This window comes from Bradyrhizobium sp. USDA 4451 (assembly GCF_054822585.1).
In genome coordinates this window covers 3380814-3403224 of record NZ_JBTRCH010000001.1, presented here as the reverse complement: position 1 = coordinate 3403224, position 22411 = coordinate 3380814, and the positions used below count along the sequence as shown (strand labels likewise).

Here is a 22411-nt window from a genome sequence, read left to right as displayed (position 1 = left end):
CCTGGCAGGCAATCTAGTAGAGAAAATGTCGCCACAAAACTGACAACTCCGCGACATCGACGTCGCAGCGGCTTGCGGCGATTGACACGCACGCGCCACGTTGCCCGCCCTTGTTGCTCCACAGCCGGGTGGAAGGTTAACTTGCAACCGGCATTCCAACCGCAACGACCGGCGACGGGAGATAGCAATGTTCGGAAAATTCTCGCGCCGGCAATTTGCGGGCCTTGCAGGCCTCTCGGCACTCGGCCTGTCGGCCCCTGCCGAAGCAGCGAACCGGGCCCCGCGGCCGGATGGCGCGAACTTTCCGGCCGGCTTCGTCTGGGGCACCGCGACCTCGTCCTACCAGGTCGAGGGCGCCGTCAATGAAGACGGCCGTGGCCCGTCGATCTGGGACACCTTCACCCACACCTCGGGCAAGATCGAGGACGGCTCGACCGGCGACCGCGCCAACGAGCATTATCACCGCTACAAGGAGGATGTCCGCCTCATCAAGGATCTCGGCGCCAGGGCCTATCGTTTCTCGATCGCCTGGCCGCGGGTGTTTCCCGACGGCACCGGCACGCCGAACCCGAAGGGCCTCGACTTCTACAACCGCCTGGTCGACGAGTTGCTGGCGAATGGCATCGAGCCCTACGCCACGCTCTATCACTGGGACCTGCCGCAGGCGCTGCAGGACCGGGTCGGCGGCTGGCGCTCGCGCGACACGTCAAAGGCGTTCGGCGACTATGCCGGCTATGTCGCGCAGCGATTGACCGACCGGGTCAAGAATATCTTCACCCTCAACGAAGTCGGCCGTTTCCTGCCGTTCGGCTATGCGCTCGGCGTCGACGCGCCGGGGCTGAAACTGCCGCCGGCCGAGGTCAACCAGGCGCGCCACCATGTCGCTCTGGCGCACGGCCTTGCGGTGCAGGCGATCCGCGCCAAGGCCCGCCCCGGCACGCGGGTCGGCCCGGCCGAAAACATCACCGCCTGCGTGCCAGCGATCAACACGCCGGAGCACATCCGCGCCACCGAGATCGCGACGCGCGAGCTCAACGCGGGCTTTCTCGGCGTTCTGCTCGAAGGCCGGTACACCGAGGGCTTCCTGCAATATGCCGGCGCCGACGCGCCCAAATTCACCGCCGAGGAGCTGAAGATCATCGCTCAGCCCAATGATTTCGTCGGGCTGAACATCTACGCGCCACACTGCTATGTCGTCGCCACCGACAGCGCGCCCGGCTGGAAGCCGCTGCCGATGCCGGCCTCGTTCCCGCACATGAATTCGGATTGGCTGCGGATCGCGCCGGAGACGATCTACTGGGCGCCACGGATCGCCGCCAAGCTCTGGAACATCAAGAGCATCTATATCAGCGAGAACGGCACGTCCGGCGAGGACAAGCTGCAGCCGGACGGCCAGATCTACGACCTCGACCGCATCATGTTCCTGCGCAACTACCTCGCGCAACTGCAGCGGGCGACCGCCGACGGCGTCCCGGTCCACGGCTATTTCCTCTGGAGCCTGATGGACAATTTCGAATGGATTTTCGGTTACGAGAAGCGTTTTGGTCTCTACCGCGTCGACTTCGAGACCCAGGCCCGCGTGCCGAAACTGAGCGCGGCGTTCTATCGCGACGTGATCGCGCGCAATGCGATCGGCGTCTGATCTATCCGGACTGCGGCCGCGCGCCGGACCAGGCGCGCCGGAGCAGGTCGCTGATGCCGCTCTCCTCGATCGGCCGTGGATTCCAGTAAGGATTCCTGGTCGCGAGCGCCGCCGCCTTTGCGATGCCGCCTTCGGGCATGCCGATCTCGGCGAGCGAGCGCGGCGCGCCGAGCTTGGCCGACAGATCGAACAGGCCGTCGGCTGCGTCGGATGTGCCGAGCGCCCGCGCGGCGCGGCCGATGGCATCGCGCGCCGCCGGCATGTTGTAGGCGATGGTGTGCGGCAGCAGCACCGCGTGGGTCTCCGCGTGCGGCAGATCGAACAGCGCGCCGACGGTGTGGCAGAGCTTGTGATGCAGCGCCATGCCGACGGTGCCGAGGCAGACCGCGCATAGCCATGCGCCATAGAGCGCATCGGACCGCGCGTCGAGGTCGCGCGGCCGCGCGATCACGTCCGGCAGCGACAACGCGAGCTTTGCGATCGCCTCCTCCGCCATCAACGAAGTGATCGGGTTGCCGTCGCGGGCATACAGCGCCTCGGCCGCATGCGCGATCGCGTTGAGGCCCGATATCGCGGAGAATTTCACCGGCATCGAGAGCGTCAGGTTGACGTCGTAGATCACGGCCTCGGGCAATATCTTCGGCGACGACTGCGTGGTCTTGACCGCGTCCACGGTCTCGCCGAGCACCGGCGTCATCTCGGAGCCGGCATAGCTGGTCGGCACGATCAGCTGCGGCAGGTCGGTGCGCAGCGCGATCGCCTTGCTGAGGCCGGTCGCAGCGCCGGCGCCGATCGCGACCACGCCGTCGGGCTTCAGCTCGCCGACCACCGCCATCGCACGCTCGGTCACCGCGACCGGCGTATGCACCACCGCGCCATCGAACACGCCGGCCATGCGGCCACCGGTCAAGGCTGCGAGATCGCCGAGCTCGGCCTGCTGCCGCCGGCTCGCCAGCACCAGCGCGCGGCCGATGCCGAGCCGGTCGAGCTCGTCCGCCAGCTGCGCGACCGTGCCGACGCCGAACACGACGCGCATCGGGCTGACCTGATAGGTGAACGACTGCGGCATGGCGATGTCCGAAACCGTTGTTTTACCCGCGGCGCCAGTCACGCGGCGTGCAGCCGAAACGATGCCGGAAGCGCCGGGTGAAATGCGACAGATCGGAGAAGCCCCAGTCGAATGCGATGTCGCCGATCGCGCGCCCGGCGATCGCCGGGTCCTTCAAATCCCGCGCCGCGCCGTCGAGCCGACGGTCCATCACGTAGCTCGCGAATGTGGTGCCGGCGCGCTCGAACAGCTTGTGGACATAGCGCTCGCTGATGCCGATCGCGGCCGCGATGGCGGCGACGCCGAGCCTGGGCTCGCGCAGCCGGCTATCCACCGCTCGGCGCAGCGCGATCCAGGTTGCCTCCACCAGGCTCATCGGGTCCGCGCCGCGCCGGCCGTCGCGCGACAGGCTCAGCGCCACGAGGTCGAGCAGCACGCCAAACAGCCGTGCGCTTTCCGCTTCCGGCATGCCGGACGCCGCCGAGTTGAGCGCCTGCGCGGTCTCCACGATGAGATGACCGACCAGCGGATCGTCGGACACCCGCGCCGGCCCGAATTCGAACGATGGCGGCAGACGATCGCGCAGCAATTGCGTCGGGACCCAGAACGATGCGACCTGCAGCGCAGGGCCCTGGCTGTGATGCAGCGCGAACCGCCGCGCGCTGTCGAAGATGCCGACCTGTCCCGGCGACAGTTCGACGGCGCGGCCGTCCTGGTCGATCCGGCAGCGTCCGGCAAGCTTCAGATTGAGGTAGAAGCAGCTGCTGCTCGAGGCCGCGATATCGCTCGCCGAACGGCGCACCAGGTGACCGGGAAACGTGACGCGATTGATGGCGCCCGCGCCCAGTCCGATGCGTTCGATCCGTGCCGGAAAGCTGGACCTGTCCGTCGGCTCGGGCGTCAGCTTCATGAACACCTGGCAGATCGCCTCCCGGTAATAGGCGAACTGCTCGGCAGGCCGCACATCCTCGGTATTCCAGGCGAGACCCGGCGCGCGGTCCGGGCGAGCGATTTGTTGCATCAGTGCACTCCGAGCCTAGTTCAGTGCAGTCTCAGCCAAGCGCGGCCGGTCCGGCTACCGCAATATCCGACAAACCGCCGCACGAACGTCGCGCCATCACAGGAAGCGAGCGTCGATCTAACCAAACCGCTTGAAGAAGCACAATTGGAGAAGCACAGCATGTCGACCTATGTTCTCGTCCATGGCGCCTGGCATACCGGCGCCGAGTTCGAACCGGTTGCGGCTGCGATCCGCAAGGCTGGCCATGTCGTCCACACCCCGACGATCAAGGGCAACCGGCCCGGCGATCGCAAGGACTCAGGCCTTGCCGAGGCGATCCAGTCGATCGTGGATTATCTGAGCGAGCACGATCTGAAGGACGTCGTGCTGGTCGGTCACAGCTATGGCGGCATGGTCATCACCGGCGTTGCCGATGCCGCCGCAAATCGCATCCGCCGCCTCGTCTACTGGAACGCGTTCGTGCCGAACAATGGCGAGTCCCTGAACGACATGGTGCCGCCGCACTATGTCGGCCTGTTCGACGCCATCCATGCCGAGCGCGGCGACGGCTCGGTGGTGCTGCCGTTCCCGATCTGGCGGGAGGCCTTCATCAACGACGCCGATCTCGATACCGCGCAGCGCGCCTATGACGTGCTCAATCCGCACCCGCTGAAGACGTTTCAGGACAAGATCGTGCTGCGAACCAATCCGGCCGAGATGCCGATCGCAAAATCCTACGTCAACTGCACCGAGGACACCGCGCTGCCGCACGGCCTGCCCTGGCATCCGCGGTTGTCGGAGAAGCTCGGCCTGTTCCGCCTGATCCAGGTGCCGGGCAGCCACGAGCTGTGCTTCTCCAACCCGGAGCGCCTGGCGCAGGCCTTCCTCGACGCCGGCCGGGACTGAACGACATCATGCTCTATGCGACCGCCTTGTACGCGGGCGCGGTCGCGAGAAAGCGTGCATAGGCGTCCGCGTCGGGCGGCGTGAACTTCTCGACGAGCGGGTTGCGGCGCGACGCCGTGGTGCCGATGTCGGCCAGCAGCTCGTCGAAATGCTTGAAGTGGTAGGGCGCGACGCACAGCCCGCCATAGACGCCCGCCGCCGGACGTTCGACCCGCCTGAAGTTGAGCATCATCGCGATGTTGTCCTGCATCTCGGCCGCGCTCGGCTGCCGCGCGAGCTGGCCGTCGGCATACCGCACCAGCCAGTTCGCGGCGAGATCGGCGCACAGCACGGTGCAGAAGCTCGAATTGAAGCCGACGAAGCCCATGTCGGGCAGATCGGGATTGGCGATCAGCCGGTAGAGCCGGTACTGCCCGTCGGGCTCGACCAGCTTCTTCTGATACTCCGCGGGCAGGAACGGCACACCGAGCTTGTAGCCGATCGCGAGCACCGCGATGTCGGCCGCGACACGCTGACCGCCGCGCATCACGATGGTGTTGCCGTCATAATGGTCGAAAGTGCCGAGCACCGCCTTGATCCGGCCGTCGGCCACCATCGGATAGAAGCCGGGGGTTGCGATCGGCACCGAGCAATTGACGCCGTCCTCGATCCGCTCCTTCGGCACCATGCCGCACTGCTTCAGCTTGAGCTGCATCTTCAGCATGCTCTCGAGGCCGCGCCAGTTCGCCCAGACGAACGGCTTGGCTACGGCATGCGCGAGGCGCGCCATCGGCCCGATGCCCCAGCTCGCGAACATCTGCTCCTGGGCGCGGATGTAGAGGATGCGCTTGAAGTTGACGAGGCCGCCGATGAAATAGGGGATCCGCCACACCGGCTCGCGAAACACGATGGTGACTTCGCTGGCGCCGGAATTGACCGCGTTCACCGCGATATCGGTCGCCGATTTGGAGCCGCCAAGCACCACGACCTTGCGGCCCTTGGCAAGATCGGGGTCACCATATTGCGACGAGTGCAGAATCTGGCCGCCCTGCGCCTTGAAACTATCCTCGCCGGGAAGCGGCAGCGACTGCGGCTCGTTGAATTGTCCGGTGCAGACCGCGACGAAGTCGAAATCCTCGCGGCCGGTGGCACCATCGGTCGAGCGCAGCGCCAGTGTCCAGCCCGGCTTGCCGTCGGCCCGGCGCGTCATGCCCTCGACCTTTGTATTGAACCGCATCGCGCCCTCGAGCCCATGGCTGCGCGCATAGTCGCGCAAGTAAGCATGGACCTGCGGCCCCTTCGGCCATTCCGGATAGGATTCCGGCATCGCCTTGTCGGTGTAGCGATAGAGCTCCTTCGGGCTCTGGGTCTGCACATCGGGATAGGAGCGCGCCGGCTCCCAGACCCCGCCGAGATCGCCGCTGCGCTCGATGATCGTCACCCGGTGGCCACGACCGGCAAAGGCCTTGCCGGCGGCGAGCCCTGAAATGCCGGCGCCGATGACGCACACATGCTTCTGCTTGACCATGAAACGTCTCCGCGATGAATGAACAGATCCAATTTCGCTAAGGCGCACGCGTCCCCGTCATCGCCGGAGCCTCCTCCGGCGATTGCGGCCTCGCATGCGTAGTGTCAGCTCGCTTTAGCTCTCTTGTTTGAGCATGATCTTTTCGGAAAACCGCTTCGCACTTTGCACTAACGCGGCCCTCCGGGTCCGGATCATGCTCTAGTCGTTGGCGTCCGGCGGCAGGAAATCCACCTCGTGCTCGGCGGAGATCCGAACCACTTCGGCAGGGTCCGTCAGATTGTCGAGCTTCTCGAACAGCGCCTCGAGCTTCGCCATCGGCGACACCCAGAACAGTGCTCGCGCCGGCTTGTCTGACTTGTTGAAATAGCCGTGCGGAATTCCGCGCGGCATGCGCACGAGGTCGCCGGCCTTGGCCTGCACCCAGACGCCGTCGAGCTTGAGATCGAGCACGCCTTCCTGCACCAGGATGAACTCGTCCTGGGTCGGGTGGATGTGCACCGGCACGAACTGGCCGGGATCGCTGTTGGTCTCGAACGCGAAGGTCGAGTCGGTGACCGCCTTAGGGTAATAGACCTGGCCCAGGATATTCCAGGTCTTGCCGCCGTAGCCGGTGCCGGTGCGGGTAATGCCTTTTTCGAGCGTGCCCATGTCAGCCTCTCCAGTGTTGATGCGTCTTGCGGACACGGAGCCTGTCGCCAGCCGGTGGGGCTGTCTAGCCGCTAAACGAATCCGCAGCCGGCACGCTCATGCTGCAATGCGGGAGCAAATTCTGCCCAAGGCCGTCGCATCGGCCTGCGCGCCGATCGGGCAGTTTGCGCGACAAAACAGCGTTCCCCTTTGCCGGCGAATGGATTACGCTATCAGATATTTTAGACCTCAAACAACTCGGACGGCCGGCGTGACTGCTGTTGGCAACGAGGTTACGGCAAGGGTCAATCCTGCCAAGGTAAATCCTGGCAAGGCAAATCCTGCAAAGGCAAGGCTGAAGGATTTCGCGCGCGTCGCGACCGCACGGGTCGATGACGCGGCCGAAGCGATCGGCCGCATCTTCTGTCCGCACGATCTGACGCCGGTCGACCATTCCGAGCGCGATTTCTCCGCACACCACAATTGCGCTGATTTCGACGGCTTCTCCGTCAACTATGTCGCCTATGGCGGATCGGTCGCGATCAATCCCGGCTGCCTCGACCGCTTCTTTCTGTTGCAGATGCCGCTGTCCGGCTCGGCCTCGGTGCGGACCGCCGCGCGCGAGCTCACGACAGGGCCGCAACACTGCGCCTCGCTGCTGTCGCCGACCATTCCGACCGAGATGACCTGGCGCGATGACTGCGCCCAGCTCATCGTGCTGCTCGACCGCAAGCTGGTGGAGCATCGCGCCGCCGCGCTGGGCGGCGTGGCGGTCCGGCCGGTCGAGTTCGATCCTGCCGTCGCGCTGAACGGACCGCTCGGGCAAACGCTCTCGGCTAGGATCGAACATCTCGTGATGGCAGCCGAGCAGCTCGGGCCACGCCGCACGCTGTCTGCGCTTGCGGCAGCCGACTGGCGCGAGCAGTTTCTCAACGCCCTGCTCAACGAGCAGCGCCACAGCCTGAGTACGGCGATCGACGTCTTCAACGGCCGCACCGAGGCGCAGCCTGCGGCGCTGAAGCGGGTGCGCGCCTATCTCGAGAGCCGCGCCACCGAGCCGCTGGATCTCGCCGAGCTTGCCGAGATCGCGGGCACCGGTGTCCGGGCGCTGCAACTCGGGTTCCGCCGCCACTTCGGCACCACGGTCTCCGAGATGCTGCTCGAGATCCGCCTCGCCCATCTCAACGCCCGGCTCAAGACGGCGCGGCCGGGCGAACGCATCGTCGATATCGCATTCGACCTCGGCTTCACCCATCTGAGCCGGATGGCGAGCGCCTATCGCGCCAAGTTCGGCGAGACGCCGAAGGCGACGTTGCACCGGCTGAGTTGAGCCGTCCTGGGCAACGATCCGCCGCTAGTCTAGCGGTGAAATGGCGCCGTCTTCGCCTGGGCCGAAAAATCCGTGACCGGCGTGTCGATCCGCTTGGTCTGCCTGACCATGCGCACGCTCGTCACCTGCTGTGAATGCTGTGCGTATTTTGTCGGCGCACTGGCTGATGCACCGGCATGGGCGGCGGGCGCCATCAAGGCGGCAATCGCGACGGCACTAATCAGGATAGCAAGGGACTTCAGCATCGCACCCTCCAGGAGGCTGAGACACATCCGAACAGCGATAGGCGTTTCCAATCGACGCCTCTGCCCGGCGTCTTGTTGACGATGAGGAATGCTGGTCCCGATTCCTATGAATCGCAACAATAATCATCAGCTGCTGATTTTTTGGGCAAGCCGCCGCGTCGATCAGGAAAGCCGAATGCGACGAGGCCCAGCCGATTGCGGCGCCGCACAAGTCGCGGACGGGACAGCCCGTGCCGCTCGCGTCACCTACGCCGCGCTGCGGTCGCTTCCAACGCCATGCTGCGATGATCGTCGTCCGCCGCCATCCGCCGCAGCACATCCTGCGCCGACGGCTTCGGCAGGGTGTGGATTCCCGAGATTTCGCCCGCCGGCAACCGACAGAGCTGCTGCGCGATCCGCTCCGCTTCGATCGCCGCTTGTCCCGGCGCAACGGTCACGTCGATCAGACCCGCATCACAGGCTCGCTCCGCCCGCATCGGCCGTCCGGAAACGAGCATCGAGAGGGCGCGGTGGTGAGCCAGGCGCCGGGGTATCAACAAGCCGATCGCACCATCCGAGACCAGATCATGAGACTCCAGCGGCGAGGCAAACGTCGCGGATGCGGCTGTGATGACAAGGTCGCAACTGAAGACGAGGGATGTGCCGATGCCCATCGCCGCACCTTCGACGGCGGCAATGATCGGCTTTGCGTTGTCGGCGAGCGCCTGCAGAAACCTGCCTACCGTCTGCGGAGAACTTGTTTCCGGCGCTGCGCCCCCGGCAGCATGATGATCGGCAGGGTCGCTGCCGGCCGCGAAGACATCGAACCCGCCGGTCACAACGATGCAACGGATAGCGGGATTGCACTGCGCCGCCTCGATCGCGCCTGTCATGGTGAGATACAGCCCATCGCCGGCCGCGTTCGTGCCGTCCGCTTGCAGCAGCACGATCGTCAGCACCGCTCCCTGCTCGCGGACCGCGACGCGTCCGGCCATCGGTTCAAAACTCCAACGGCGCGCGCCACATCGGCGACTTCGGACCGCCGTAGTAGCGCATCGGCCCGAGATGCAGCGCCGGCTGCACCGGCGCGGGCACTGCCGCCGTGTGCATCGGATGGCGGTGCGGCCGATGGGGATGGCAGTGGCGCCTGGACTTTGCCATCGCCTCGCCCCCCGGCCCCGACAGCCAGCAGCACGCCGACATGAATGGCGAGCCTGATGCCGGCGCGCCCTTTCGCGTGAAAGCGAAGCCGTCGCATCGGCGGGCCTACTGGCTCGCCCACATCGGGGATTTCGGGCCCCCGTAGTAGCGCATCGGCGTGGCGCCATCCGCGGTCGGTGCCGCCGCGTCGCTGATGCAGCCGGCAGCCGTGGCACAGAGCCCCGCGATCATGACGATGCGCAACAATGCTTGCCTCAATGTCGAGATCCCCATGCTGTCCTCCTTCCTGCGTTGCACCTGTGCTTTGACCGATCAGTATTTCGCGACCACCGGACCGCCGAACTTGTAGTCGAGGCCGAGCGTCACGACCGAGTAGGTGTTATCGACGGTGTAGGGGAGCTGGCCATTGAGCGGCGCGGCGCGCTCGTAGCGGCCGAAGTCGTAGTAGCGATATTCGAACTTACCGATCAGATTGTTGGTCAGCGCATAGGCGATGCCGCCGCCTGCGGTCAGGCCGCTCCTGTTGGCGCTGAACTGATCGACGCCGAACACCGGATCGGTGTTGGTATGCTGGAAGTCGCCATAGGCCCAGCCGCCGGTGAAGAACAGCAGCAGGCGGTCGAGCGCGATACCGCCGCGGGCGCGCAGCGTGAAGCCGTCGCGCAGGCTGGTCGCATCGACCGAGGCGATCGGCAAGGTGCCGGCGTTGAATTGCGAGACGTCGCTGCCCTTGATGCCGGACCAGAACCCGTCGGCCTCCACGCCGACCACGATGCTGCCGCTCTGCACGTTGTAGCCGATTTCGCCGCCCGCGATTCCGCCGGTCGACGAGTAGTTGATGGTGTAGTCGGCGAAGCCGGCCGGGCCGAGCGCGTTGTTGAGATTGTGGTTGCCGTAACCGCCGCCGCCGAACACGCCGACATAGAAGCCGGACCAGTCGTAGGCCAGCGCCGCGATCGCGGGCGCCTTGGTGTACATCGGAAGGTCGGCGCCGAGCGCCGGCGAGGTCGCAGCCAGCAGCGTGAGCGCTGCGGATGTGAGAAGAATTCGCTTCATGTTGTTCCCCTGTCCCTTGTTCTGACGAAGCGCCCGGCGGGCATGCCGGGCGCGCTCACGATCAGAAGTGAATGATGATGTCCGCCGAACCGATCAGAGCGAAATTCTTGGTCGGGGCGATGCCGAGATTGGAATTGCCGTTGAACGCATTCGCATCCAGCGACCTGTAGTAGGAGACCTCGGGCCGGATCTCGATCTGCGGCGAGAACCAGTGCTGCCAGCCGATGCCGGTCTCGACGTAGCGCGTCTTGACGCCGGTGCGCTGTCCCTGCTTGTCGTCGTAGAACTCGATGCGATACGAAATGTTGTCGAGCGGCGAGGCCTTGTAATTCAGGTAGGCCAGATAGGTCTGCACCGACGCGGTGCAGGCGAACACCGTCGCGCTGCTGCACTGGGCGAGGCCCGGCGCATTGAACGGCAGATATTGCGGCGAGAACGGCGTGCCGCCGGCGGCATAGGCGGCCATTGCCGCCGGATTGTTGGCGTTCAGCACATTGTTCTGATGCAGATTGTAGGTCTCGAACGAGATGTGCCACTGGTCATTGAATTTGTGGTACGCCGTCAGGCCGTACCATTGCAGATTGTTGTAACCCCAGGTGCCGCTGTTGATCGCGTCGGCGACGACGTAGACGCTGTCGTTGCCGGAGTCGCTGGTCCAGCGCACGCCGCCGGTCACGCTCGGGATCGCGCCGGGATCCTTCAGCATGGTGGTGCCGGGGAACAGCGGATTGGGGAACGGGTTGGCGATCTTGGCGCCGGCATTCCACGGCATGGTGTCGCTGCCGACCGAGACGCCCAGTTGCAGCATCCAGTTCTTGGTGACTGCCAGCGTGCTCTGCAGACCCGTGTTGGTGTAGTTGTCGAACGTATACGTCATCGAGTGCGTATACATGTAGTTGTTGGGCGCGAGCTGCGCCTCGATGTCGGGGATCGAGATGAAGCGGCCGAACCGCAGCAGCAGGCCTTCGGCGATCTGCGGGATGAACACTTCGCCGTAAGCCATCGGCAGGTCGTAGCCGTAGTTCTTGTTCTGGTTCAGGAGCTGGTTGCTCCACAGGCCGTAGGCAGTCGTGTAGCGATAGTTCTCGCCGTAGATCGGCGCGATGCGGAAGCCCCAGTCGACGTGATCCTTCTGGACCGTGTCGGGCAGCCGCTCGATATAGAGCACCGCCTGGTCGAGCTGCACCGTATTCGGATTGTAGTCGTAGGCGGCCGGCGCGTTGCCGCCGCGAACCGAGTTGGAGCTCAGATTGCCGCCGGCGTTGATCCAGCCATAGACCTGGATATGCGCATCGTTCATCCACTGTCCGGCGGGCGTGGTGCCGAGCGCCGCCATCAGCGGGCTGTCGACCGAGCTCGGCCGCGTCACGCCGATGCTGGTCGTGCCGCCATACGGCCATTCCGTGAACGGCATCGGCGGCGTGCTCTGCGGCGTCGCCGGCCAATAGTCGCGGCGGGACGGCGGCGCTTTCGGATCCGATGGCGCGGAGTCATGCCCCCATTCGAGCCGGTAGTAATTGATGAAACGCGTGAAGAAGTCGCTGCCGAGATAGCCGTCGAGGCAGGCGTAATTCTTGTATGGATCGCAGTTCGCCGCCGGCGCCTTCAGCAGCGGCGGATTGGCGTCGGCAGCGTGTGCCGCGTTGACCAGGCCCACCGCCGCCAACGATACGCCCGCCAGAAACAGTCTCTTCATGATTTTGCCCCAAGCTATTGCTACCGACGCTTCGAGCGCTCTCGCGTGTAACGTCTGCGTAATCTTTCGTGGGGGCTCGAGAAAAAGGCGATACGGGTCTCGCCGCGCTTTCATTAAGATAAAATAGCCGGAACGACAGGCTTCGCCCGGCTTGCGCAGATAAGCGTCATTTGCATCGGCGATTGCTGAAGAACCCGGCAAGAACCGTAAGGTTTTGTGACAGCCGCGCGTTGCGATGCGAGAGAATCCGCGCGACCTGTGCCATTTCTGCCATAGCTCGATCGGTCTCGCGATCATCGTCAACGCGGACGCTATTTTATTGCTACGCAGATCGCAGTGAATCCGCATCGAAGATATACGCGCGCAGCGGCTAAGCTCACTTCATCCGGCGAATCCTTCGCCGCGGTAGCAACGGAGCGCCGCGCATCGTGGTCAACGTGATGAACTGTGCGAGCGGCGATGAGATCGGCGACATCGATCTGAACTTTCTGCCGGCCAATCTCACGGCGCAGTGCCGCAACCTGATCGAGAGCTATCACGACATCCATGGCTATGCCTGTCTGCCCGACATGTTGTGGCGGGCGCGGCTCGGGCCGTTTATCCAGCGGCACGACGAATTCAGGCAGCAGCTGCGCAAGGCCTCGACGACGCGAAGCGCCAAGAAGTCGAATCGCGGCTTCGTCGAGATCGCAACCGCGATCCTGTCGCTGGAGATATTGGCCAGCAGCTTTGCGGGCTGGGCTGCGCTCTATCCGGAGCAAGGCGCGAGAGCGGCTGCCGTGCTGAAGCGGCAAGCGGGCGGTTCACAGACCCCGCTGATGGACTTCTATCTCTATCCGCCGAAATATTTCAGCGCCGCCGCGATCGCCAAGCTCACTCCGCCGCGGGCGAGCCAGACCGGCGAATTCGGCCTCTACGGCACCTCGAAGCCGGAGCTCGCCGGAGAACGGTTGGCGCTGAGCTACGTCAGCGAAATGCTGCAGAAATCGGATGATGCCGCCCTGCTCGAGCAACGCTGAAGGCGCCTCGCCGCGCCATGGCGAGCAGCCCATCGATCCACTCAGCAAGGCCGGAGTCCGGGATTCGACTATTTCTTTTATATTTCTCGCCCGCCGCAACAACATGGATTTTCTATCCGTTCCTGGGGAATGCTCGGATCGCTGGGTAGTTGGTGACATCGGAGCAGCAACCGACGGTCGAACGTTGAACCATTCGCGAGGACATGCGCCGTTCTGACGGCACTGCGCCCGCGTCTTCAGCGCTCCCATTGGATGTTGCCGGGGCGGATTTCGTGCGGGCCGCAATGGCCGTGACGAGGATCATCCGGTGTCGTTCTCTACGAAGGCAAAATCCTTGATCTACTCCCTGCCCCTGTTTCAACGGCTCGCTGATGTCCGCGCGCGCCGCACCGAAGCCGAGCACATCGTCGCGTCCGGTTTCGACGAGAAGCAGAGACCGCTGATCTGGAGCAACGTGCTGCCCCTGCTGGGATCGGTCGGATCGATCGCCGCCATCACGGCGATCCTGTTCGCGCTCGAAGAGCCGATCGCCGCAAACCTGGTGCCGATCGCCTACCTGATCCCCGTCATCTTTGCCGCCACGAGATGGGGCATCTGGTCGGGCACTCTGGCGTCGCTGGCGGCGATCGCAGCCGCCGATTTCTTCTTTTTCACGCCGCTCTACAGCCTGCGGGTCGACAGCCCGCAGGAGGCGATCGACCTCCTCGTGTTCCTCATCGTCGCGCTGGCGAGCAGCAACCTGGCGTCGCGCCTGCGTCAGGAGACCGAGCGTTTGCGGCGTCGCGAACGCGAGATGCAGCACCTCTACGAATTCTCCAAGCGTCTCGCCGCCTGTTTCACGATCGCGGATCTGATCGGCGCCGTCAGGCACTATCTGGCGCACACACTCGGCCATCGCGCCGCATTGTTCGTCGCATCTGCCGGCGGTCATTTCGAATCCGCGCCCGAATCGGCCGTGGCTCCGCCCGCCGTCCGGGACAGCGCGGCGGCGATGACGGCCGCGGTCGGCGCGACCGATCGCAGCGTCGTCGATGAGACCACCCAGGATGTTTGGCTGTTGCGCGCCGTGGCTTCGAAAACCGCGGTGCACGGCGTCATCGCCATCAACGTCGGGCGCGGTACGCGCGATGCGCTCAAATTGCGCGCGCGCCGGATCGAGGCCGTGCTCGAGGAGGTCTCGCTGACTCTGCAACGGCTCGACATCGGCAAGGCGATGGACGATGCCCGTCTGCATTTGCAGGCCGAGCTGTTACGCGACGCCTTCCACGGCACGCTGTCGCACGAACTGTGCTCGCCGCTCGCCGCCATCCAGGGATCGGTGAGTGTGATGCGGGAGATGCCGGCGGTCGCGGCCGACGACCGGCTGCGCTCGCTGATCGAGGCGGTCACCGACGAGGTGGTCCGACTCGACGGCCACATCCGCAATCTCCTGAACGCGACGCGGGTCACGGCCGGCGGATTAACGCCCCGTCTCGAATGGTCCGACCCGCGCGACATCGTCAATGCCGCGGTCAAGGCGCGGGCGCGGCGGCTCGCGGCGCACCGCCTCGAGATCGGGTTCGACGACGATCTCCCGCTGCTCAAGGTCGATTGCGGCCTGATCGAGGAAGCCTGCGGCCAACTGCTGGAGAATGCCGCCAAATACTCGCCATCCGGGTCGACGATATCCGTGCAGACCCGCCACGACAACGGACGCGTCGTGATGTCGATCATCGATCAGGGCGTCGGCGTCACGCCGGACGAGCAGCGCCACCTCGGCCGCAAGTCGTTCCGCAGCCCGCGCCACCAGGCGAGCGTTCCCGGCTCGGGGCTCGGCTTCTGGATCGCATCGACCTTCATCAGGGCACATGACGGCACCGTGGAGATAGCGAGCCGCGGCCACGGCCTCGGCACGACGGCATCGATCTTGCTACCGGCGCAGCTACCTACAGATTCGGAACTGGTGACCTGCGACGATGAGTAAGCCGCGTAACCTTGTCCTGCTGATCGACGATGAGCCGAAGATCCGCCGCTTCCTGCGCGCCGGGTTTGAAATTCACGGCTTCTCCGTCGTCGAGGCCGAGAATGCCGCCGAAGGCCTGAAGATCGCGACCTTCAATGCGCCCGACCTCGTGATCCTCGACCTCGGCTTGCCGGACCTGCACGGCAGCGAGACGCTGGAGCGGCTGCGTTCCTGGTCCAATGTCCCGGTGATCGTGCTCTCCGTCGAATCCAACGAGGACGAGAAGGTGCGCCTGTTGCAGGCGGGTGCCGACGACTATGTCGTCAAGCCGTTCGGTATGGCCGAGCTGCTGGCGCGCAGTGACGCCGCGCTGCGCCGCTATTTCAAGAGCCCGACCGAGAATCCGGTCGTCGTGGTCGGCTCGCTGTCGGTCGATCTGGTCAGCCGCGCCGTCTCGCTCAACCAGGCCAGGATCAAGCTGACGCGGAAGGAGTACCGCCTGCTGCACGTGCTTGCGGTCCATGTCGGACTGGTGGTGACGCACGATCAGCTGCTGAAGGAGATCTGGACCGGCAACCAGCGCGACAACATCCAGTATCTGCGCATCCTGGTGCGCAAGCTGCGCCAGAAGATCGAAGCCGATCCGAACCAGCCGCGGCTGCTGGTAACGGAGTCCGGGGTCGGCTATCGGCTGGAGAACCGGCTGGAGACCAGCGTCGCCGATTAAAGATCGGTCGCCTGCCGGCGGGCATATATACAAAAATAATATATTTTCGCTCCGGAAAGCCTTAGCGTGCCCGCAAAAGGGGCACGTGGTGCAGTTCCTGATTCAACCATTTCACTTCCTCGGCTTCGAGGGTCAGAACTGGATGCTGATCGTGCCCGCACTGGTGGCGGTGTTCGGCTTGCTCGGCTGGCGGACCCGGGACCGCGGCTGAGGTGCACGGACGGTCCTGGGTCCCGGCCCTGCCCATCCGGCCAGTTTCGCCGCCATGCGCAACATCCCAGATTGAGGGAAGCCAACGGAGTTTCCCATGACCGAACCGAACATCCTTTCCTCGCTGTCATCAGCCCTTGCGGACACCATCGCGCGTGCCGCCCCCGCGATCGTCTCCGTACATTCGCATCGCGCCCGCGCATCCGGCTTCATCTGGAAGACGGGCCTTGTCGTTACCGCCGACGAGGCGCTCGCCGATGAGGGCGAGATCGAGATCCAGCTCGCCGACGGCAGCCGCAAGCCGGCCGTCGTCGCCGGACGCGACCACACTACCGACATCGCTTTGCTGCATGTCGATAGCGATATCGCGCCGGTCAAGCTGTCGAGCGACATCCCGCCGCTCGGATCGCTCGCGGTGATCGCCGCGGCCGACCGCGGCGCGGCGAGCGCGCGGCTCGGCATGGTCGCGCTGTCGGGGCCGGCCTGGCGCAGCCTGCGCGGCGGCGAGATCGACGCGCGGATCGAGCTTGACGTCCGCCTGCGCCACAGCCAGCAGGGCGGGCTGGCGCTGAATGCCGCGGGCGAGCCGTTCGGCATGGCCGTGCTCGGCCCGCGCCGCGTGCTGACGATTCCGTCTGCCACCATCGAGCGGGTCGCAGCCCAGCTCGAAAAGAGCGGCCGCATCGCGCGCGGATATCTCGGCGTCGGGTTGCAGCCGGTCCGTCTCGACGACGGTCTCGGCGCGATGGTGATGAATGTCGACAAGGCCGGGCCCTCGGCCGCCGCCGGCATCCGCCAGGGCGACGTGATCGTTGCCGTCAACGGCGAGAAACTGTCGGGCGTGCGGGCGCTGTCGCGCGGCCTCGGGCCGCAGAGCGTCGGCAGCGTCGTCGAGCTGACGGTGCATCGCGGCGGCGAACCGTTGAGCTTCAAGGTGACGGTCGGCGAGAGGCCCGAGACGTGAGCAGCGAGCCTGCCCCCGATATCGTCATCGCGCTCGAGATCGACGATCCTGTGCTCGCCGACCGGCTGGCGACCCTGCTCGGCAGCGTCGCCGGCCTGCGGCTTGCCGCGCCGGGCGAGCCGACCACGGCGGCAATCGTCGCCCGCAACCGGGAGGCCGCGGGCGCCGGCGATTTCGAGCTGACGCCGCGCGAGCTCGACGTGCTGGCGCTGCTGGCCGAAGGTGCATCCAACAAGATGATCGCGCAGCGGCTCGGGATTTCCGTCCACACCGCCAAGTTTCACGTCGGCTCCCTGCTCGACAAGCTCGACGCCACCGGCCGCACCGACGCGGTCGCGCATGCGGCGCGGCGCGGGGTGATCAACCTGTGAAGGGTGGCCGCGGTCGTCGATGGTCGCGTCGTCACTGCGAAAGCAGGGACCCATAACCACCGCGTTGTGTAAGCGGCGCTGGGGCCATAGCATCGCACAACAATTGCACCCTATGGTTATCCCGGGTCAAGCCCGGGACGACAATGAGTGTGTGGCACCATCTGTGAGCACAGCTCGCATTTCGCGCCATGATCTGCGCGAGCTCTGCGAAAATTCCGCCTTGCGGACCTCGCTTAGACCAAATGCGTAAGTAGTCGACCGGATACTGACGCGTTGCCGATCTGGCTATGCAAGCTCAGCTCACAAAAAGAAACGGCATGAAGAAGCTGATCCATCGCCACCGGGACATTGAATACTCACTCACCAACATCGAACCCGACCTCTGGAGTTGGTCATTCGAAATCGACGGCAAGACCAGGCAGGGCGTCACGCGCGCGCGGCTCGACCTGCTGGCGGAGCGCCGGGTCTGCACGCTGATCGATCGTGAATTGAAGCGCGCGGGACGGACCAAGCCGAAAGCGCCGGACTGAAACGCACACGGAGATGCAGCGCTGTTGCTCGACGGTGCAGACGTTGCCTTCGTTCAAGACAATGCGATGACCGCCGCCGCGACATCCAGCCGTGGGCCGGCATAGCGTTTGTGATCCGGCCCGCCCTCGCCGTGGCCGACGCGCCAGTCGGCCGGCCATGAAAACCGTTCGAGCCCGGTCGCCGAGATCGCCGTGCACGACGTCCAGCGCGCCTCAGCGCTGTGTCGCCACAGCACGCCGCCCGGACCCATGTCCGGATAAAGGGCGACATCGAGGTCGAAATCGCTGTCGGCGCCGAGATCGGGACCGACCCAGTAATGCGGACTGCGCCCGCGCTCGCGCCCGAGGATCAGGGTCAGCGTCTGGTTCGGTCCGCGCAAGCCGAGCCACAGCGGCGCGATCATGCCAGGCACCGGCGTGCACAGCAGCGTTTGCGGCGCGGCGACGCCGGCGGCGGTGCGGCCCGACAATTTCAGGGCGACCACCGTCGCGGGCGCCGGCATCCCGGACAGCGGTGCCGGGCTGGTGCCGCGCGGCAGCGGCGACCACGCGGCGCTGTCGAAGGGTGGCAGCGGCCATGCGAGTTGCTCGCGCACGGCACCCTCGGTATCGAGCACCTGATAGCGGAGGCCACGCTGATCGAGCGCCGCCTGCACGCAATGCAGATACTCGACGCCTTCGGGCATCCGGTGCGCGGTGCCGGCGCCTGCGGTGCAGATCTGCAGCACGCCGCGATGGACCTGGACGTCAAAGGCGAGAATGTGGCTGCATAGATAGGCAGTGACATCCGCGCGCACGAGGATATCCCAGAATCGCGCGCTGTATTCGTGGCCGATCTCACGCTGATAGCTGCCGCTGAAGCCGTTGATCGGGTACACGGGATGATGGCCGAGCACGAGCTTGTGCCTGGCATCCTTGTGCTGTTCGAGCACCGCTTGCAGCCAGTCGGTCTCGACATGCCCCTCGCCGCCGAGCCCGCTCCACAGCGTGTGCACGAACACCATCACGAGATTGTCGCGGCGCACCCAGTAGGACAGCCCGTCCTGACCGGGCGGGCCGTTGCGCGGCAACTTCAGCTCCTCGCGAAACACCGCCTCGCTCATCTCGTCATAGGTGGTGTGGTTGCCGGTCGTGTGCCACAGCGGCACCGCGCGCCGATCGAGCCAGCTCATCTCGACCTCGAACCAATGCCGCCATTGCGCGCGCAACGCGTCGGCGTCAGCGGTGAGGCCGATGATCTCGTCGCCGGGGAACAGAATGAATTCGGGCGCCGGATGCAGCCGGCGGACCACATTGTTCACCGACGCGAAGCTGCGCTCATGCGGCGCGCCGGCAACGCCGGAGCAGGCGTCGGCATAGATCACGAACCGGTGGCCCGGACTTCTCGGCAATAGCGACGGAATTGCATCATGCATTGATCGAACCACGTCCCGCGAACCACATCATAGGGGCAGGCACGCCGATCGCTCAAGGCAGACATTCGCGTGCGCAAGGTTGCGGAGGGCGGACACTTTTGGGATCGTGTGCCGCGCATTGCATTCATCCTGTGACAAGGAGTTCCGGCGTGGCCATCCTCAAGGACTTCAGCATCGGATTCTACAAGATCCCGCTTCCGGTCGTATTGAGCGACAGCACGCATGGCGAGATCACCGCGTTCGAGCTCGTCACGATCCGCGTCCGCGACGCCGAGGGCGCGGAGGGTACCGGCTACACCTACACGGTCGGCCGCAATGGCGGTGCCGTCGCCGACATCCTGCGCCGCGAAATCCCCGGCATCGCGCGCGAGATGGAGGCGGACGACACCGAGCAGCTTTGGCACAAAGTGTGGTGGGCGTTGCACTACGGCGGCCGCGGCGGACCGGCGGTGCTTGCGCTGTCCGCGCTCGATATCGCGCTGTGGGACCTCAAGGCGCGCCGGGCGTCGCTGCCGCTGTGGCGGCTGCTCGGCGGCTTCGACCGTCGCGTGCCCTGCTATGCCGGCGGCATCGATCTCGATCTGCCGCTGGATGGCTTGCTGAAGCAGACCGACGACAATCTCGCCAAGGGTTTTCGCGCCATCAAGATGAAGGTCGGCCGGCCGAGCCTGGCGTCCGACGTCGCGCGCGTGAAGGCGATGCGCGGCCAACTCGGCGACGAGTTTCCGCTGATGGCCGACGCCAACATGAAATGGAGCGTCGAGGAAGCGATCCGCGCCGCGCGCGCCCTGCAACCATTCGACCTGACCTGGCTCGAGGAGCCGACCATTCCTGACGACGTCGCAGGCCATGCCCGCATCCTGCAGGCCGGCGGCGTGCCGATCGCGGCGGGCGAAAATCTGCGTAGCCTTTGGGAGTTCAAGCCCTATATCGCCGGCGGCGCGCTGTCCTATGCCGAACCGGATGTCACCAATTGCGGCGGCGTGACCAGCTTCATGAAGATCGCGCGGCTCGCCGAGGCCTTCAACGTCCCGGTGACCAGCCATGGCGCGCATGACATCACCGTGCATCTGCTGGCTGCGTGCCCGAATCGATCGTATCTCGAGGCGCACGGTTTCGGCCTTGATCGTTACATTGAGCATCCACTAGTTCTGGATCAGGGCATGGCGATTGCGCCGGATCGGTCGGGACACGGCATCGCCTTCGACTGGAAGGGCCTGGAGCGGCTCAACGCCGCCTGACGCAGAGATATTTCTGCACACCAAGTCGTGACTTTCGGAAAAGCAGGTCTGCCGCCAGGCGCTAGGCGAGGTCGCGGCAAGCTGCTAGCGTTTCGCGCTTCAGATTGCCTTACTCGAGGATCGGAGCAAATGGACAACCGTAGTGATGTTTGGCGCGGCGTCGACGCGATCAAGCCGCGTTTCATCGAATTGAGCGACCGCGTCTGGGCGATGCCCGAGGTTTGCTACACCGAGGCGCGCTCATCCGCCGAACATCTGGCCGAACTGCGCCATCAGGGCTTCCGCATAACCGAGAACGTCGCCGACATTCCGACCGCAGTGATGGGCGAATGGGGCGAAGGCGGCCCGGTGATCGCGTTCCTCGGCGAATACGATGCCCTGCCCGGCCTCAGCCAGGAGGCCGGCATCGCCGAGCACCGCCCGGTCGAGAGCGGCGGCCACGGCCATGGCTGCGGCCATAATCTGCTCGGCTCCTCGGCGCTGCTCGCCGCCACCGCGGTGAAGGACTGGCTCGCCGCCAACAAGGTGCCGGGCCGGGTGCGTTACTATGGCTGTCCCGCCGAGGAAGGCGGCGCGGCCAAGGCCTTTATGGTGCGCTGTGGTGCGTTCGAGGATGCCGACATCGCCATCACCTGGCACCCGCACAGCTTCTGGGAGGTGGCGGTGACGCCGTCGCTCGCCAACACCCGCGCCGATTTCATCTTCACCGGGCGGACTTCGCATGCCGCGGCCTCGCCGCATCTCGGCCGCAGCGCGCTCGATGCGGTGGAATTGATGAATGTCGGCGTCAACTACATGCGCGAGCACATGCCGAGCGATGCGCGGGTGCATTACGCGCTGCTCGACACCGGCGGCATCGCCCCGAACGTGGTGCAGGCCCATGCCCGCGTCCGCTACTCGATCCGCGCCCGTGACCTGCCCGGCATGAACGAACTGGTCGAGCGCGTGCACAAGATCGCGCAGGGCGCAGCGCTGATGACCGAGACCAAGGTCGAGATGAAGATCATCTCCGCGGTCTCCAACATCCTGCCCAACACGCCGCTGGAAGCGACGCTGCACCGGATCATGGAAGAACTCGGACCGCCGCATTTCGACGATGCCGACAAGGACTTCGCCGGCAAGATCCGCGCGACCCTGACCGACAAGGACATCGCCTCGGTATATTACGCGATCGGCATGGAGCCGACCGACCGGCCGCTGGCCGATTTCCTGGTGCCGATGGATGCCAAGCGCAATCCGCTGATCGGCTCGACCGATGTCGGCGACGTCAGCTGGGTGGTGCCGACGGTGCAGGTTCACGCACCGACGGTTGCAATCGGTACGCCGTTCCACACCTGGCAGGTTGTGGCGCAGGGCAAGACCCCTGCCGCGCACAAGGCGATGGTGCAGGCCGCCAAGGCGATGGCCGGTCTCGGCGTCAAGGCGCTGCTGGAGCCGGAGCTGATCGCGGCCGCCAAGGCCGACCTCAAGAAGCGGACCGCACGAACGCCCTATGTCAGCCCGCTGCCGGCGAATGTTGCACCGCCGTTGGATATGTCGGTGGCCTGAGGGCGGCGTCTCCTCGTCGACGCGAAATCCGGCGGCAGCCTCGTTCCGATCAGATCGGAACGAGGCTCTGGATTTTTGAGGCGTTTGCATCACGCGAAGGGGGCAGTCCCTTCGCGTGAAAACGCGGTTGCGTGGCAAAAAAGCATCTCAGAACAAAGGATAACGAACAAATTTTCCGCAGCTGCGAGGGACGTATGCCGCGGTTTGGCGCCGAAATGCCGAACTCCTGTGCGACCGGGACAACTTC

At 65.3% G+C, this 22411-nt stretch carries 23 protein-coding genes; 12 read left to right on the top strand and 11 right to left on the bottom strand.

The features are described 5' to 3' along the window. Positions 1 to 187: 187 nt before the first annotated feature. The gene (locus ACVMB0_RS15815) at positions 188 to 1642 is read left to right on the top strand and encodes a GH1 family beta-glucosidase (RefSeq protein WP_461346857.1); all 1455 of its coding nucleotides are present in this window, start codon (positions 188 to 190) and stop codon (positions 1640 to 1642) included. Between the two features lies 1 nt (position 1643). On the opposite strand, the gene ACVMB0_RS15810 is transcribed toward ACVMB0_RS15815, so the two are convergent. Both ACVMB0_RS15810 and ACVMB0_RS15805 read right to left on the bottom strand, forming a co-directional pair. Continuing rightward, positions 1644 to 2711 carry a maleylacetate reductase gene (locus tag ACVMB0_RS15810; protein ID WP_461346856.1) on the bottom strand — a complete coding sequence of 356 codons (1068 nt, stop codon included), beginning with the start codon at positions 2709 to 2711 and terminating at the stop codon, positions 1644 to 1646. A gap of 22 nt (positions 2712 to 2733) precedes the next feature. Then, positions 2734 to 3711: a helix-turn-helix domain-containing protein gene (locus ACVMB0_RS15805; RefSeq protein ID WP_461346855.1), complete on the bottom strand. Its 978-nt coding sequence runs from the start codon at positions 3709 to 3711 to the stop codon at positions 2734 to 2736. A gap of 159 nt (positions 3712 to 3870) precedes the next feature. On the opposite strand from ACVMB0_RS15805, the gene ACVMB0_RS15800 reads away from it, so the two are divergent. Next, the gene (locus ACVMB0_RS15800; RefSeq protein ID WP_456749970.1) at positions 3871 to 4596 is read left to right on the top strand and encodes an alpha/beta hydrolase; all 726 of its coding nucleotides are present in this window, start codon (positions 3871 to 3873) and stop codon (positions 4594 to 4596) included. A 13-nt stretch (positions 4597 to 4609) separates the two neighbouring features. Here ACVMB0_RS15800 and ACVMB0_RS15795 read toward each other — a convergent pair whose 3' ends face one another. Both ACVMB0_RS15795 and ACVMB0_RS15790 read right to left on the bottom strand, forming a co-directional pair. Further along, complete coding sequence (locus ACVMB0_RS15795) at positions 4610 to 6103, bottom strand: flavin-containing monooxygenase (RefSeq protein WP_461346854.1); 1494 nt, start codon at positions 6101 to 6103, stop codon at positions 4610 to 4612. Positions 6104 to 6301: 198 nt separating this feature from the next. Beyond that, entirely contained in the window at positions 6302 to 6751 is a 450-nt protein-coding gene (locus ACVMB0_RS15790; protein WP_461346853.1) for a cupin domain-containing protein, read from the bottom strand. Between the two features lie 250 nt (positions 6752 to 7001). Here ACVMB0_RS15790 and ACVMB0_RS15785 point away from each other — a divergent pair, with 250 nt between their 5' ends. Continuing rightward, the gene (locus tag ACVMB0_RS15785; RefSeq protein ID WP_461346852.1) at positions 7002 to 8060 is read left to right on the top strand and encodes an AraC family transcriptional regulator; all 1059 of its coding nucleotides are present in this window, start codon (positions 7002 to 7004) and stop codon (positions 8058 to 8060) included. A gap of 29 nt (positions 8061 to 8089) precedes the next feature. Here the strand turns inward: ACVMB0_RS15785 and ACVMB0_RS15780 are convergent, their stop codons facing one another. The 6 genes from ACVMB0_RS15780 to ACVMB0_RS15755 all read right to left on the bottom strand — a co-directional run bounded on the left by ACVMB0_RS15780 (position 8090) and on the right by ACVMB0_RS15755 (position 12197). Beyond that, positions 8090 to 8305: a hypothetical protein gene (locus tag ACVMB0_RS15780; protein WP_456749973.1), complete on the bottom strand. Its 216-nt coding sequence runs from the start codon at positions 8303 to 8305 to the stop codon at positions 8090 to 8092. Between the two features lie 242 nt (positions 8306 to 8547). Beyond that, a complete protein-coding gene (locus ACVMB0_RS15775; RefSeq protein WP_461346851.1) occupies positions 8548 to 9279 on the bottom strand; it encodes an enoyl-CoA hydratase/isomerase family protein in 732 nt (243 codons plus the stop codon). Positions 9280 to 9283: 4 nt separating this feature from the next. After that, positions 9284 to 9445: a hypothetical protein gene (locus tag ACVMB0_RS15770; protein ID WP_461346850.1), complete on the bottom strand. Its 162-nt coding sequence runs from the start codon at positions 9443 to 9445 to the stop codon at positions 9284 to 9286. 105 nt (positions 9446 to 9550) lie between these two features. Then, positions 9551 to 9718, bottom strand: coding sequence for a hypothetical protein (locus ACVMB0_RS15765; RefSeq protein ID WP_456749976.1), 168 nt, complete (start codon positions 9716 to 9718; stop codon positions 9551 to 9553). Positions 9719 to 9757: 39 nt separating this feature from the next. After that, positions 9758 to 10501, bottom strand: a complete 744-nt coding sequence (locus ACVMB0_RS15760; RefSeq protein ID WP_461346849.1) for an outer membrane protein — start codon at positions 10499 to 10501, stop codon at positions 9758 to 9760. A 61-nt stretch (positions 10502 to 10562) separates the two neighbouring features. Beyond that, entirely contained in the window at positions 10563 to 12197 is a 1635-nt protein-coding gene (locus tag ACVMB0_RS15755; RefSeq protein ID WP_456749978.1) for an outer membrane beta-barrel protein, read from the bottom strand. Between the two features lie 440 nt (positions 12198 to 12637). Between ACVMB0_RS15755 and ACVMB0_RS15750 the strand changes: the two genes are divergently transcribed. From ACVMB0_RS15750 to ACVMB0_RS15720, 7 genes are all read left to right on the top strand, one after another. Further along, positions 12638 to 13216, top strand: coding sequence for a hypothetical protein (locus ACVMB0_RS15750; RefSeq protein ID WP_461346848.1), 579 nt, complete (start codon positions 12638 to 12640; stop codon positions 13214 to 13216). A gap of 307 nt (positions 13217 to 13523) precedes the next feature. After that, positions 13524 to 15179, top strand: coding sequence for a DUF4118 domain-containing protein (locus tag ACVMB0_RS15745; RefSeq protein WP_461346847.1), 1656 nt, complete (start codon positions 13524 to 13526; stop codon positions 15177 to 15179). Beyond that, entirely contained in the window at positions 15172 to 15885 is a 714-nt protein-coding gene (locus ACVMB0_RS15740; protein ID WP_456749981.1) for a response regulator, read from the top strand. The genes ACVMB0_RS15745 and ACVMB0_RS15740 overlap by 8 nt, the downstream gene beginning before the upstream one ends. Positions 15886 to 15973: 88 nt before the next feature. After that, complete coding sequence (locus ACVMB0_RS15735) at positions 15974 to 16096, top strand: hypothetical protein (protein WP_456749982.1); 123 nt, start codon at positions 15974 to 15976, stop codon at positions 16094 to 16096. A 96-nt stretch (positions 16097 to 16192) separates the two neighbouring features. Then, entirely contained in the window at positions 16193 to 17059 is an 867-nt protein-coding gene (locus ACVMB0_RS15730) for a S1C family serine protease (RefSeq protein WP_461346846.1), read from the top strand. Beyond that, positions 17056 to 17430, top strand: a complete 375-nt coding sequence (locus ACVMB0_RS15725) for a response regulator transcription factor (RefSeq protein WP_456749984.1) — start codon at positions 17056 to 17058, stop codon at positions 17428 to 17430. Before ACVMB0_RS15730 ends, ACVMB0_RS15725 begins: the two co-directional genes overlap by 4 nt. A 317-nt stretch (positions 17431 to 17747) precedes the next feature. After that, complete coding sequence (locus ACVMB0_RS15720) at positions 17748 to 17960, top strand: hypothetical protein (RefSeq protein WP_461346845.1); 213 nt, start codon at positions 17748 to 17750, stop codon at positions 17958 to 17960. A 53-nt stretch (positions 17961 to 18013) separates the two neighbouring features. Here ACVMB0_RS15720 and ACVMB0_RS15715 read toward each other — a convergent pair whose 3' ends face one another. Further along, on the bottom strand, positions 18014 to 19375 hold the full coding sequence (locus tag ACVMB0_RS15715; RefSeq protein ID WP_461346844.1) for a metallophosphoesterase family protein: 1362 nt from the start codon (positions 19373 to 19375) through the stop codon (positions 18014 to 18016). A gap of 149 nt (positions 19376 to 19524) precedes the next feature. On the opposite strand from ACVMB0_RS15715, the gene ACVMB0_RS15710 reads away from it, so the two are divergent. Together ACVMB0_RS15710 and ACVMB0_RS15705 are read left to right on the top strand one after the other, a co-directional pair. Continuing rightward, entirely contained in the window at positions 19525 to 20616 is a 1092-nt protein-coding gene (locus ACVMB0_RS15710) for a mandelate racemase/muconate lactonizing enzyme family protein (RefSeq protein ID WP_461346843.1), read from the top strand. Positions 20617 to 20745: 129 nt separating this feature from the next. After that, positions 20746 to 22164: a M20 family metallopeptidase gene (locus ACVMB0_RS15705; protein ID WP_456749989.1), complete on the top strand. Its 1419-nt coding sequence runs from the start codon at positions 20746 to 20748 to the stop codon at positions 22162 to 22164. Positions 22165 to 22411 lie beyond the last annotated feature (247 nt).